The sequence below is a fragment of the Sinorhizobium sojae CCBAU 05684 genome (assembly GCF_002288525.1).
Lineage (GTDB): Bacteria > Pseudomonadota > Alphaproteobacteria > Rhizobiales > Rhizobiaceae > Sinorhizobium > Sinorhizobium sojae.
Genome location: NZ_CP023068.1, coordinates 1,553,795 through 1,566,222, shown reverse-complemented (window position 1 = coordinate 1,566,222; position 12,428 = coordinate 1,553,795). Strand labels below are relative to the sequence as shown.

Annotated in this window: 11 protein-coding genes and 1 pseudogene; 6 read left to right on the top strand and 6 right to left on the bottom strand. The window is 62.9% G+C overall.

Annotation, left to right across the window (positions count from 1 at the left end; all coding sequences use genetic code 11):
• Positions 1–88 precede the first annotated feature (88 nt).
• The 4 genes from SJ05684_RS24985 to SJ05684_RS24970 are packed head-to-tail and all read left to right on the top strand — an operon-like array spanning position 89 to position 4,362.
• Positions 89–1,543 (top strand): ATP-binding cassette domain-containing protein, encoded by a 1,455-nt coding sequence (locus SJ05684_RS24985; protein ID WP_095694379.1) that lies wholly within the window; start codon positions 89–91, stop codon positions 1,541–1,543.
• Positions 1,540–2,487, top strand: coding sequence for an ABC transporter permease (locus SJ05684_RS24980; RefSeq protein WP_034857959.1), 948 nt, complete (start codon positions 1,540–1,542; stop codon positions 2,485–2,487). The genes SJ05684_RS24985 and SJ05684_RS24980 overlap by 4 nt, the downstream gene beginning before the upstream one ends.
• Positions 2,484–3,434 carry an ABC transporter permease gene (locus SJ05684_RS24975; RefSeq protein ID WP_034857960.1) on the top strand — a complete coding sequence of 317 codons (951 nt, stop codon included), beginning with the start codon at positions 2,484–2,486 and terminating at the stop codon, positions 3,432–3,434. Before SJ05684_RS24980 ends, SJ05684_RS24975 begins: the two co-directional genes overlap by 4 nt.
• Positions 3,435–3,450: 16 nt before the next feature.
• Positions 3,451–4,362, top strand: coding sequence for an SMP-30/gluconolactonase/LRE family protein (locus SJ05684_RS24970; protein ID WP_034857961.1), 912 nt, complete (start codon positions 3,451–3,453; stop codon positions 4,360–4,362).
• Between the two features lie 200 nt (positions 4,363–4,562).
• Here the strand turns inward: SJ05684_RS24970 and SJ05684_RS24965 are convergent, their stop codons facing one another.
• Together SJ05684_RS24965 and SJ05684_RS24960 are read right to left on the bottom strand one after the other, a co-directional pair.
• Positions 4,563–5,771, bottom strand: coding sequence for an MFS transporter (locus tag SJ05684_RS24965; RefSeq protein ID WP_034857963.1), 1,209 nt, complete (start codon positions 5,769–5,771; stop codon positions 4,563–4,565).
• A gap of 59 nt (positions 5,772–5,830) precedes the next feature.
• Entirely contained in the window at positions 5,831–6,817 is a 987-nt protein-coding gene (locus SJ05684_RS24960; protein ID WP_083846242.1) for an AraC family transcriptional regulator, read from the bottom strand.
• Positions 6,818–7,455: 638 nt separating this feature from the next.
• Here SJ05684_RS24960 and SJ05684_RS24955 point away from each other — a divergent pair.
• The gene (locus SJ05684_RS24955) at positions 7,456–8,202 is read left to right on the top strand and encodes an NYN domain-containing protein (protein WP_034857966.1); all 747 of its coding nucleotides are present in this window, start codon (positions 7,456–7,458) and stop codon (positions 8,200–8,202) included.
• A gap of 19 nt (positions 8,203–8,221) precedes the next feature.
• On the opposite strand, the gene SJ05684_RS24950 is transcribed toward SJ05684_RS24955, so the two are convergent.
• From SJ05684_RS24950 to SJ05684_RS24940, 3 genes are read right to left on the bottom strand one after another with little or no spacing between them, the layout of a single operon-like run.
• Positions 8,222–9,397, bottom strand: a complete 1,176-nt coding sequence (locus SJ05684_RS24950) for a site-specific integrase (RefSeq protein WP_034857968.1) — start codon at positions 9,395–9,397, stop codon at positions 8,222–8,224.
• Positions 9,394–9,813 carry a type II toxin-antitoxin system VapC family toxin gene (locus SJ05684_RS24945; RefSeq protein WP_034857969.1) on the bottom strand — a complete coding sequence of 140 codons (420 nt, stop codon included), beginning with the start codon at positions 9,811–9,813 and terminating at the stop codon, positions 9,394–9,396. The genes SJ05684_RS24950 and SJ05684_RS24945 overlap by 4 nt, the downstream gene beginning before the upstream one ends.
• Complete coding sequence (locus SJ05684_RS24940) at positions 9,810–10,067, bottom strand: type II toxin-antitoxin system VapB family antitoxin (protein WP_034857971.1); 258 nt, start codon at positions 10,065–10,067, stop codon at positions 9,810–9,812. Before SJ05684_RS24940 ends, SJ05684_RS24945 begins: the two co-directional genes overlap by 4 nt.
• Positions 10,068–10,307: 240 nt before the next feature.
• Here SJ05684_RS24940 and SJ05684_RS24935 point away from each other — a divergent pair.
• A pseudogene (locus tag SJ05684_RS24935) lies at positions 10,308–10,517 on the top strand (RHE_PE00001 family protein); the annotation flags it as partial.
• A gap of 698 nt (positions 10,518–11,215) precedes the next feature.
• On the opposite strand, the gene SJ05684_RS24925 reads toward SJ05684_RS24935, so the two are convergent.
• Positions 11,216–12,151: a hypothetical protein gene (locus tag SJ05684_RS24925; protein WP_083846243.1), complete on the bottom strand. Its 936-nt coding sequence runs from the start codon at positions 12,149–12,151 to the stop codon at positions 11,216–11,218.
• Positions 12,152–12,428: the final 277 nt, after the last annotated feature.

The window sequence follows — 12,428 nt, the reverse complement described above, 5'->3', positions numbered from 1 at the left end:
ATGTCGCGCGGCCCGGCCGGGCCGCGCGACAAACCCCAAGTATAACAGACCCAAATACAATTGACCCCAGCACGACAGACGGCGGCAAATGACGGGTAGAATGTCGAAGGCGATAATCGAGGTTGCCGACGCCAAGGTGAGTTTCGGAGCGGTCAGGGCGCTCGACAGCGTGACGCTCGCCATTGGGGCGGGGGAATGCGTCGGCCTCGTCGGCCATAACGGCGCTGGCAAATCGACGATCGTCAGCGTCATCAATGGCGGCCTGACGCCGCAGCAGGGCAGCATCTCAGGCGACGGCGAACCTCTCGCGCGCTATGGCATCAACGCCGCGAGAGCGCGGGGCATACGCTGCGTTTTCCAGGAGCTTTCGCTCTGCCCGAACCTCACCGTGTTGGAGAATACCCGCATTCTGCACCGCCATCTGGGCGGCCTCGGCTGGCGCAGGCGGGCAAAACACGTGATCGAGCGCAGCCTCGATGCGGTGTTTCCCGGACACGGTATCGAAAGCGACCGGACGGTCGGCGATCTCTCCATCGCCGAGCGGCAGATGGTCGAGATTGCAATGGCATTCTCCGATGCCGGCATTGCGCCCCGGCTCATCATCCTGGACGAGCCGACATCCTCGCTCGATGCGAGCCTCGCGGAGCAGATGCTCGCCCATGTCCGGCGTTTCGTCGCGAGCGGCGGTGCGGTCATTCTGATTTCCCATATCCTCCACGAGATCCTCGCCACGGCGAGCCGGATCGTGGTCATGAAGGACGGGCGCATCGTCGCCGAACGGCCTGCCGATGCCTGGAGCGAGCACGGTCTGGTCGAGGCCATGGGAAGCGTTGTCAAGGGCGAGGCGCATCGCCGCACGTTGCGCGACCTTGCCAGTGAGCCCGTGGTGATCGCGCAGACCGGCCGCGGCCTGCCCCTTCAGGCCAAACGCGGCGAGATCGTCGGGCTCGCCGGGCTCGCCGGACACGGCCAGACTGGCATGCTGATGAAACTCCATGCAGCGAGCACCGCCGATTGGCTGCCGCGCCGCGACCCGGCAGTGAGCTTTGTCGCGGGGGATCGCCGCCTGAACGGCGTCTTTGAACTCTGGAGCGTCCTGAAGAACTTCTCCATCGCCTCGCTCCACGATCTTGCCGCACGCGGCGTCGTTGACGCCGAGGCGGAAGCCGAGCGTGCCGGAGAGTGGAAGCGGCGCATCGATATCCGCACGCCCGACATGGCCAACCGCATGCTGTCGCTTTCGGGCGGCAACCAGCAGAAGGTGCTCTTCGCCCGGTCGCTTGCGACCCGGGCGCCGGTGGTGCTGATGGACGATCCCATGCGCGGCGTCGACGTCGGCACGAAACAGGAGGTCTATGAAATCATCCGGCAGGAGGCTCAGCGCGGCCGCACCTTCGTCTGGTATTCGACCGAGATGGAGGAGGTCTGCCTCTGCGATCGTGTCTATGTCTTCCGCGAAGGAGAGATCGTTGCGGAACTGGCGGGCGACGCCGTCAGAGAGGAGAACATCCTCGCCGCGTCCTTCAGGGGGGAAGCAGCATGAGGCTGAAGCCTTCCGCCGATGCGCTCCGGCTCGCCATTCCAGCCCTTTCGCTCACCGTGCTTCTTGCGGCCGTCTTCTGGCTGCAGCCGCGGGCGATGAGCTATATCGGCCTCAACCTGCTCTTCAATCTCGCGGTTCCGATCGCGCTCGCGACGATCGCCCAGATGCTCATCATGTCGGTGAACGACCTCGATCTCGCGATGGGCACCTTCGTCAGCTTTGTCGCCTGCGTGACGGCGACCTTCCTGCGTGACGAGCCGCTTGTCGGGATCCTGATCCTTGCCGGCGCCGTCGCCGTCTACGCCGTGCTCGGCGTCGTCATTCACCTGCGTGGCCTGCCGTCGATCGTCGTGTCGCTCGGCATGAGCTTCGTCTGGGCGGGGCTTGCCGTGCTTCTGCTGCCGGCGCCGGGCGGCCAGGCGCCGGAATGGGTCCGGAGCCTGATGACGATGAAGCCGCCGGTCGCTCCGATGGCGATCGTCGCCAGCATTGTCATCGCCATCGTCGCGCATTTGGTCGTGATGCGCTCCTCGCTCGGCGTGCTCATCCGCGGCATCGGCGGCAACCAGCGTTCGGTGGAGCGGGCAGGCTGGTCGGTGCTCGCGGCCCGCGCTGCGGCCTACGGGCTTGCCGGCGTCTTCGCGGTGCTCGCCGGCATCGCGCTCGTCGGGCTCACCACATCGGCCGACGCAAACATCGCTCTCAGATATACGCTGCTCTCGATCGCGGGCGTGATACTCGGCGGCGGCGAATTCATCGGCGGGCGCGTCTCGCCCATCGGCGCGGTCATCGGCGCCCTGACGCTGACGCTTGCCGGTTCGTTCCTCTCTTTCCTGCGCATCTCGCCCGACTGGCAGATCGGCGCGCAAGGCGCGATCCTCATCATCGTGCTCGCCTTGCGCCTTCTGCTCAATCGTCTGGAATATCGGGAGAAGCGGGGATGAGGATCGTCGACCGTATTTCGCGCGCGCCCTGGATCTGGTCGTGGTTCGCCGCCTTCCTGGTCTGGTTCGCGACGATCATGGTGACCGGCGGCGCAAGCACGCTCGGCCTCTCCCAGGCCGCGCTGACCTTCGCCGCTTTCTCGATCATCGTCGGCATCGGCCAGATGTTCGTCATCACCCTCGGTCCCGGCAATATCGACCTGTCTATACCCGCCACCATGACGCTCGCGGGCACCGTGGCGCTGAAGCTCATGGACGTCGACAACGCCATGATCCTGCCGGGGCTCATGACCGCAATCCTGATCGGGATCGGCGTCGGCCTATCGAACTATGCGCTCATCAAGGCCTTGCGCATTCCCCCGATCATCGCGACGCTGTCGATGAGCTTCATCATCCAGTCGGCGGCAATCTGGACCAATCGCGGCCTGCGCATCAAACCGCCGAGCTTCCTCGCCGATTTCACGACATCGACCACGCTCGGCGTGCCCAATGTCTCCCTCGTGGCGCTGGTGATTTCCCTCGCCGCCTGGTTCCTGCTCGAAAAGACCGTCTACGGCCGCTGGATATCCGCGATCGGCCAGAGCATGCCGGCGGCGCGCATGGCGGGCGTTCCGGTCGACGGCACACGTTTCGTCACCTACGTGCTCTCAGCCGTGCTTGCCTCGCTTGCGGGCTATCTGCTCGCCTGCTTCTCGGGCGGCGCGGCCCTCAATATGGGCACGGAATACCTCCTCATGTCGATCGCCGTCGTGGTTCTCGGCGGCACCGCGGTCGCCGGCGGCGATTCGAATGTGCCGGGCATCTGGGGCGCCTCGCTCTTCATGTTTCTGGTGGTCTCCATGCTCAACACCTACGGCCTCGGCGCGGGCATCCGCCTGATCATGACCGGGCTCATCATCATCAGCGTCATCATGCTCGCAGGCGGCCGACAGCCGAGCGCGCGTTAGTTCGGGGGCGGATCACATGGCCGGAGAACCCATCTACGAGATCAACGATCCGCGCTTCGTGCATCTGATCGTCGGCAGCGCGCGTCTCGAGGAACTCTATTCCGGCTGCCGCTGGGCGGAGGGACCGGTTTGGTTCAACGATGCCAACCAGCTCGTCTGGAGTGACATCCCGAACGAGCGGCTGCTGCGCTGGACTCCGGAAGGCGGCGTTTCCCTCTTCAGGCAGCCGTCGAATTTCGCCAACGGCCACACGCGCGATCGGCAGGGACGCCTGATTTCCTGCGAGCACGGAACGCGCCGCGTCGCCCGTACCGAAAACGATGGCTCGATAACCACGCTTGCCGAAAGCTACGGCGGCAGGCGGCTCAATTCGCCCAACGACGTCGTCGTCCGGTCGGACGGAACGATCTGGTTCACCGACCCGACCTACGGCATCCTTTCGGACTATGAGGGCTATCGGGCGGAGCCGGAACAGGAAAGCCGCAATGTCTACCGGCTGGACCCGGAGACCGGCGAGCTCGCCGCGGTCGCCACCGACTTCAACCAGCCGAACGGTCTTGCCTTCTCTCCCGACGAGAAGATCCTCTATGTCGCCGACTCCGGCGCAAGCCATGACGACGCTCTGCCGCGGCATATTCGCGCCTTCGATGTTCTGGACGGACGGCTAGCCAACGGCCGTGTCTTCGCGACGATCGACAAGGGCATCCCCGACGGCATCCGCACGGACACGGCAGGAAATCTCTGGTCGAGCGCCGGCGACGGCGTGCACTGCTTCGCGCCGGACGGAGTGCTCATCGGCAAGATTTTCGTGCCGCAAACGGTTGCAAACCTCACTTTCGGCGGTCCGCGCCGCAACCGTCTCTTCATTGCCGCGACGACATCGCTCTACGCGATCTATGTCACCGCGACGGGCGCCCAGGTTCCGTGAGCAGGGGCTCGATTGCCCAAGATGGGCTCTGATCCGGCGGATAGCCCGTATTCCGTGAAGGGTTGCGCTGCAACGACGTGGAACGGCCGTCGCTGTGGTTGCCGGAACACTAAGGAGGTAGCCACCGCCGAACGCGGTCGTCGCATCTTCAAGCCTCGCAGCCTGGCGATTGCATCTGCTTGCTCGACCAGAAGCAAATCTCAGCTGCGGGGCTGCAACAGCGCCAAGGCGACCGTCGATGCGGCTAGCACAGCGGTAAGGGTCAAGGGCCCCAGAGCGCCGTAGTGATCCACTACGTAGCCGCCGAATACCGCGCCGATACTAATGGCGACCTGGAAAGAGACGACCATTAGGCTGCCCGCTGGCTCGAGAGCGTCGGGTGCCGCGCGGGACAGATTGGTAGGCAGCACCACCGGCGCCATGCCGAAAGCGAAGCCCCAAAACGTAACAAAGCCGAAGGCAACGCCGATGTGTGCGCCCCAAAGCACCAAAGCGAGCGCCGCAAACGCCATTAACGCGGCTGTGACAGCGAGTGCCACGCGGATATTGGCGTCGGCCATTCGGCCACCGGCAATATTACCGATCACAGCGGCGATGCCAAACCCGAGTAGCGCCAGCGCAATCGGCCCGGTTTCAAGGAGCGTCACTTGTTCGAGGAAGGGACGCACATAAACTGAGCCGGCAAAATGCCCGGTCATCAGCAAAAGGATGGCAATCATTCCCAATTGAACACCACGCCGCCGTGTCAGCTGGAAAACATCGGCCAGGCTGTTGCTTGTGCTTGCAGGCAGGGTCGGCAAGCTGAGCACCTGCAGCAGCATGGCAAGCGCGGCAAAGCCCGCTGTCATGGCCATAGCGCTGCGCCAGCCCAGCCAGTCGCTGATCAAAGCGCCCATCGATGGTGCAGCTATGGTGGCGAGCGAGACACCGAGAGTGACGATAGCCATGCCCCGACCTGCGGCATCGGCCCCAACCAGCCTCGCCACGACGGCGACGGAAAGCGCCCAGAAAGCGCTGAGGGCGATGCCAAGCCCAGCCCGGCCCAACAACAATAGCCAAAAGTCGGCCGCTAACGCCGCAAGAATATTGGAGCCGACCGCCAACGCCGTGAGCCCGACCAGCACGGTCTTGCGGTTCAGCCTGCGGATGAGAACATTGCTCAATAAGGCCGTCACGGCGCCGACGGAAGCAGTGGCGGTGACGACCTGTCCGGCTGTTCCCTCGCTGATGCCGAGATCTCGCGCCATGGGCGTCAACAGTCCTGCCGGCAGGAACTCAGCCGATACCAGCGCAAAGCTCGTGGCCGCCATTGAAAGAACGGCGAACCAGGTGGCCGCGCTCCACGCGGCTGGCTCGGCCGCTTCAAAGTCTATCACCGAGCCGTCAAGCTGTGATGTTGTGTCCGTCATTGAAAAATCTCCAAGGGTTCGGAGATTTCATAGACGAATTTCGCAGGATGATATGTGTCTTAAAATCCGAAATCCATGTCCGTTCGTCCGGGAATTGTGCGACGCACAATGCCCGGTGAGACGCCGGTAATGCGCTTGAACGCGCGAGCAAAGGATGCCTCGGATTCATAACCCAAACGGGAAGCAACCTTGGCAACCGACATGCCGCTTTGCCCCAACAATTCGCGCGCAAGCTGCATACGCAAACGGGCGAGATAGCGTGCCGCACCTTCCCCTAAGACAGCGCCGAAGCGTTCAGCGAAGATCGAGCGTGATTGGCCTGCCACGCCAGCGAGGCTTTCGAGAGTCCAGTTATGACCGGGGTCTCGGTGCATGGCTGCCAGAGCGCGACCGATGTGGGGGTCGCGAATAGCGGCGAGCCAACCGGTGGTCGAGGCTCCGCTGCAATTGACCCAGCAGCGGATGAGCCGCGCGGTGAGCAAGTCCACCATCCGCGACAAGACGGTTGCGCTGCCTAGTTGGGGTTGTGCAGCCTCCGCCGTCATGGCCGCTAGCAGGGGGCCTATGATTGGGTCATTGCCGGCCACATCGCAGCCCTTGATGATTGGCGGCATCAAAGCGATCAAGGGGTTAAGGGCATATGCACCCAAAGCCATGGAGCCGCAGAAAAGGGTGCTCATCGCACCCGTTCCTTCCTGCACCACTTCGCAGACGTTGCTCCCCAACTTTGTCACCTGGCAGCCCTTGAGCGAGTCGCCCACAACATCCGGCGCGCTGGCCAATCGATGTGCGATACCTTGCGGCAGCAGCACCAGATCGCCATGGTTCAACTCCTGCCATCCCTGGGCTTCGGTATGGATCCAGCATGGACCCCGGCTGACAAAATGAAAACGAAGCAATTGTTGTTGCGGAAAGGCAATGCTCCATGGATGTCGGAGCTCGCAGCGGCCATAGTTGACTCCACTCAAGCGGAAGTCTTGCAGGACTTCCGATAGCGCATCCATTGGGATATGTGACGGCGACTGTCGAGACGAATGGTCAAGCATCCGACCAATTTAGATGTCAAGCGTCCGACGTACAAGTGGACAGATTTCACAGTCGCCTTTCCGCCACTTTGAGTACGAGGTGGCGCTTGCCAGTTAAAGAGAATGCAGCTGTCGGGCAGATACGGCCCCGATCAAGAGAGTGCAGCAGGCACAGACTGCCTCGGCCGGCGATGTCCAGGTTTGAGCTCGCCGAGGCAGCCTTCCCCTGACGCAGGCCGCCAGAGCATTGGGCGTAAGCAAACAGGCGGTCACGACCGCCCTCTCTCTGTCGGCTGTGCGGCGCCCTGAGATCACGACCCATACAAATATGCAGATCGATGGCGACGATGACCCCCGCCCGCTGCACTCCGTCGCCGTGGAGATCGAAATTCAGTTTGAGGTGGATACCCCCTTTGCGGTGGACATGGTCATTATTCTCCGGGAAAAATGCGGAGAATTCACTTGCGGGCGTGGAGATTAAAAGCCCTATTCACCGCAAAGGACGCGGAGTTGATCGTCCATTCCACGCCACCGTAGCCTCCATGAGCAAAGCGATGGTCGTGGACCATTTCGGCCTAACCGGACCGGGCAGGAAAGCCGGATAGTGTGGTCGTGGAGCCGCTGCTAAGCCGGGCCGATTTACAGAGGGAGAACGTCGCATGCCATCTGAACCTCGGTCACCGCGCCTTGCGGTGCTCATCGATGCCGACAACACCTCGGCAAAGATTGTCGACGGGTTGTTCGAGGAGGTCGCCAACATCGGCGAGGCCAGCGTCCGTCGCATCTACGGGGATTTCTCGGGCACGCGTTCCAAGGCGTGGGCGGATGTCCTTGCGAAATACGCGATCATCCCGCAGCAGCAGTTCGCCTACACGACGGGGAAAAATGCTTCGGATATCACGCTTGTGATCGACGCCATGGATCTGCTGCACAGTGGGCGCTTCGATGGCTTCTGCCTCGTTTCGTCGGACAGCGATTTCACGCGTTTGGCCGCCCGAATCCGGGAGCAGGGCATTGATGTGTTTGGCTTCGGGGAGCAGAAGACTCCGGAAAGCTTCCGGCAGGCCTGCCGTCGGTTCATTTACACCGAGAACCTCGTTCCCGGCGCGGTCAAAGAGGGACAGAGCGCGGCGTCGGCCACTCAGCCCTTGCAACCGGCAAGCGCTGCCGTGCCGTTGATCAAAAAGGTGCTTGCACAGGAGGAGACAGAAGACGGCTGGGTCAACTTGAGCACGGTTGGCAAGCAACTGCTTAACCTGGCGCCCGACTTCGATCCGCGTACCTTCGGGTTTCGAAAACTCAGCGATCTCATCCGGAAAACAAACCAGTTCGAGATCCAGCAAGCTGAGGGACGCCCAGTCAGTATTCGCATCAAGCAGCGAGGAAGGCGGATGGCCGCCTCTTGAACGAGGGCCACTCGCTCGGTCAGATGATCAACCGAGCTGCGCGGCCCAGCTTGCGCTCGGCGTTGTTGTAATAGCTCGCCGCCTGGGTCACCGATTTGTGCAGCGACTGCTGCATCGCTTCGGGCAACGGAATGCCGCGGTTCGCCGCCTCGGTCAGATAGCCGGAGCGCAGCCCATGCGCGGAAAACAACGCCGGGTCGAGGCCGGCCTGATTGGCACGGGCCTTCAGCATCAGGTTGACGGACTGCGGCGTCAGCGGCCGCCGATCGATGTTGCCCCATTGGTCGATGCGTCGGAATACCGGGCCCTCCTTGATCCCGGCTTCCGCCAGCCAGCGCTTCAAGGCGGTCACCGGCCGGCCGATCAACAGCACATGTTCGTCGTCGTCGCTTGTCGTCGTCTTGGTGCGGCCGAGGCGGATCGACAGGCAGGGCAGGGGAGGGGAGTTTTCGTCGGCGGGATTGGCGCGCACCGGCTCCTCGTCGGTGAGATCTTCGACGCGCAACGCCGCCACCTCCGAGCGGCGGCGGCCGCCGGAGGCAAAGGCGGTCAGGAGCAGCGCGTGATCGCGGAGGTCAACCAGCCGATCGCCAGCACAGGCCTGCAACAGCTTTGCCAGCACGTCGAAAGTCACCGCCTTCTTGCTCTTGCGCTGGCGCGGCCGGGCGCTGGCGCGCACCGCGAGGCGCAGGGCGGATTTGAGCGACGGTGCGGCGAAGGCGCCGGTCATTCCGCGCCAGCGCGTCAGGATCGACCAGGAGGTCAACCGTCGTTGGACCGTGCCCGGCGCGTGCGGTCCGGGGGACCGGAGCAGGCGTTCGGCGCGCAGTCCCGCCTCGACGTCGGCCGGCATACCGTGGGCCGCGTCCTCGGCACGCTGGACCGGATCCCAGAGGTGATGGGCGACGAATTTCAGGAGCAGCGCTTCCGGCGCCGGCCAGGGGAGGGGGCCACCGGTGGCGAGGCGGCACCAGGCCTCGAGGTAGCCGAGATCGGAGGCAAGTGCCCGCAGCGTGTTTTCGCCCATGCCTTCGCCGGCCAGATGCTTGAGCGTCGCGACGTCGTCGTCGGTCAGTAGTTCAGCCAACTGGTCTCGACGGTCGAAAGGCAGGATGGCGTCGAGCGCGTCGAGCTCTTCGGCGCGGCGAAGGACCGCCTGGCTATCGGGCGCCGCTGATCTGACACCCTCACTCATCGATTTTCACGCTCGGGTACCGCTGACGCCGGATGAGACTTCAGATTGGTCCTGGCAAAATCGTTGCCCTTGAACAAGAGCGGCGCCTTGGCGATTGCGGCGACCGCATAGGAATAGCAGTCGCCCATGTTGAGCGCCGCCGGATGCCGGCCCTTGCCATAGCGGTCATAACCTTGCTCGGCCGCCGCGTAGTGCTTGCCGTCGAAGGTGACAGTCGTGACGTTCGGCGCCTCGGTCAGCCGGGCAACGATGTCGCCGGCGTTGGAAAACCCCTTCGCCGCAAGCACGATCCGGCTTTCGAACAGGGTCGGCCAACCGATCAGCAGGGCCTCCTGGCGCAAAACCGCCTTGAAGCTTTCGGCTTCCGGCTCGTCGAGTACGACCGTGAGAATGGCGGAGGTATCGACGGCGATCATTTGGGCAGGCCATGCTCGTCGTAAAGATCGTCATGGGCGGAGGTCGCGTCGGCCGGCACGCCGTGCCGGCCTTCGGCGGCGAGCTCCCAGACCGCATCGATCGGGTGGCGGTTCTTTTGTTGCCTGAGCTCGCTGTCGTAGTGCTCGAGCGCCCGTTCGACGAGCTTGTTCATTGGCAGGCCGGTGCGGCGCGCCAGTGCATGCGCCAGTTCCTTCGCCCTGGCGCTGCGAATGGAGAGTTGCGGCTCGGACATCGTTCGGCGCTCCTGCTGGAAATTACGCCTTCAAGATAGTCGTTCGACCCGCAGATAGCAAGAAATCATGCCGAGATGGCTAACTATCGATACTTGATCCCTATCGATAATGATATCGCGCGGAAAGCGGCGTCCGGATGACGGAAAAATGACCGCAGTTAGCTTCCGTTTGTGAGATTTGTCGCGGTTAATTCATATGGTTAAGGTTCTGTAAATTCGGGTCCGGTGCTCTACTGGCCGATGCCCTGCCACATCGGCACAGCGCAGGCGCGACTCGACGAGCGCATTGCCCGCTCGCCGGTCGGCGAGGGTTGGATCGCGCGCATGCACTTTGCCGACGCCTGCGCCTCGCAGTGGATCGGCGGCGAACTCGTCCATCTCGAGGACCTCGTCCTCCAGGACGCCCCCCGCGGCGTTCGCACGCCGTCCCGCGAACTGAGCATCATACGCATCGATACCGCCCGACCTTCAGGGGCTGACCACGCATTTCACGAGCGCTGGGCCGCGCAACGCATTCTTCAATAGGATTGCCTTTCGCCGCGGCTATAGAGGGGATTACCACGGACGAGCCACCGCGAAACAGCAAGCAGCAATTCCCCATTGCAGCTCTCATCGAGGAGGGAATTTATAGGGCGATACAGGCCGAGAAAGCCGACCTCAGTTGGTTGGCCATCTTGACGGCAAGACGCTTGAACTCTGGCACACTCAGCGAGCCGCGCTCACGGACTTTAGATCCCGGTTTTGCAAGTCGCTCCGTGACGGCCGCATACGGGGCTGTCCACATCTCGCGGAGATCCAATGTGGCGTTGTCGAGTAACATCAGTAGCACCGTGTCGCACGCGGCCGCTGCTTGATCCATCCGAGCCGCTGCCCTGGGTTCGCATCCGGGCCGAACGCGCGTCCCTTGACCTGGATACGCTCCTCGCTTCCGTCGGTGGTACGACGGATCGCATCGTAGCCTGCCGTGCGCGGAGGAGCCAGCTCGAGCCCGAGAACGTCGGCTGCAATCGCTTCTGCCACTTCGCCGGTGAGCCCGAGGGGGTTCCCGTCAAGCGATAGTATCCCGCGGCCAGCGTCTTGATGGCGGTCAGGATTTCGCGCACCCGCGCGGCGCATTCTTGCTCGGTCATGGAAATCTAGGGAAATTATTATTCCTGATCTAAATCGACGCCACGGATGACCGCGAGCCATTGCTCGAAATCGTTCGTGCCGTACTTGTTTTTTGCCAGATTGCAGGCGAGGTGCGTGATCCAGAGATTCTCGTCGTCGTAGGCGCCGTTGGCGCTGTCGATACGGTCGGCTGACGGCTGCAGCATGCTGCTTCCATTGCCCGTGGCGAGCTGTCCGCCGCAAAGAGAACAGCGGCCCCGCTGATCGGTCCATTTCCGCATCAGGAGCACATACAGGTCCGAGAGGTTGGGCGCATACCGAATCGGATTGGTCTTCACGCCGATGTCACCACCGCGCTCCACCCGATCGACAATCAACCGCGCCATTCGGTTGACGTTTTTCTTCACCAAGGAATCACGTTCCGAAGATAAACTGCTGCGCAATTCGAAGTAGGCCCGCACGTCCTCACGAAGGTCCAGTGAAATCGGCTCAATGTTGAGAGACATGACAGCCTCTCGCTCGCTTTCCAGCGCTTCCACGACACCGCCGCGGTTGGCGATTTCGGAAAACGATCGGTAAGCGGCGGGGATAACATCGTGGGCGGCCGGAAAGGGCGGTCCGACGATGTTGGCGGCGGAGATGACAGCCATCGAATAGGGCCATCGATCGCCCCATTGAGCATTCGATTTCGCCCACACGTCCACAGGCACGATTTTACGCGTTTCGAGAACCTGGTTCGGTTCAATGGTTACGGCCGAGATTAAGCGACTGCGATGCTCCGGCAACCGTGTCGTCTCGGGATCTGTCGTACCGACGTAGATCAGCACGTCGCGGCCGGCTACGAACTCGCGCCTCAGCCGGTCTCCAACAGACCGCTTTGTGAAAGAAACACAGGGCCATTCGTCACTGATCTGGCCCCATTCGCTTTTAAGAAACACCCGGCCGCCGGGTTTCATCATATCGGCTACGCGCATGCCGTAAACCTCAGTCGTCCCACACGGCTCTTCTCTAGCAGCACGGTCGGGGTGATTACCAGCTGCAGGCGTGAACTTGAAGGGGCGGGAGGAGAGCGCGAGGGGAGGGGCCACGAGGGGGCCCTCCCAGCCCTAGTGCGGCACGGGTCGAACCCGGTCGGAACAGGTTGCCGGGGACGTCCCGGAAAGGCAAAGAGCCCGGCAAGATGATGCCCGGGCCTTCATGGCTGGTTGTGATTGCTGGTCATTCGTTGCACATACGGCGAGCATTCTCGAC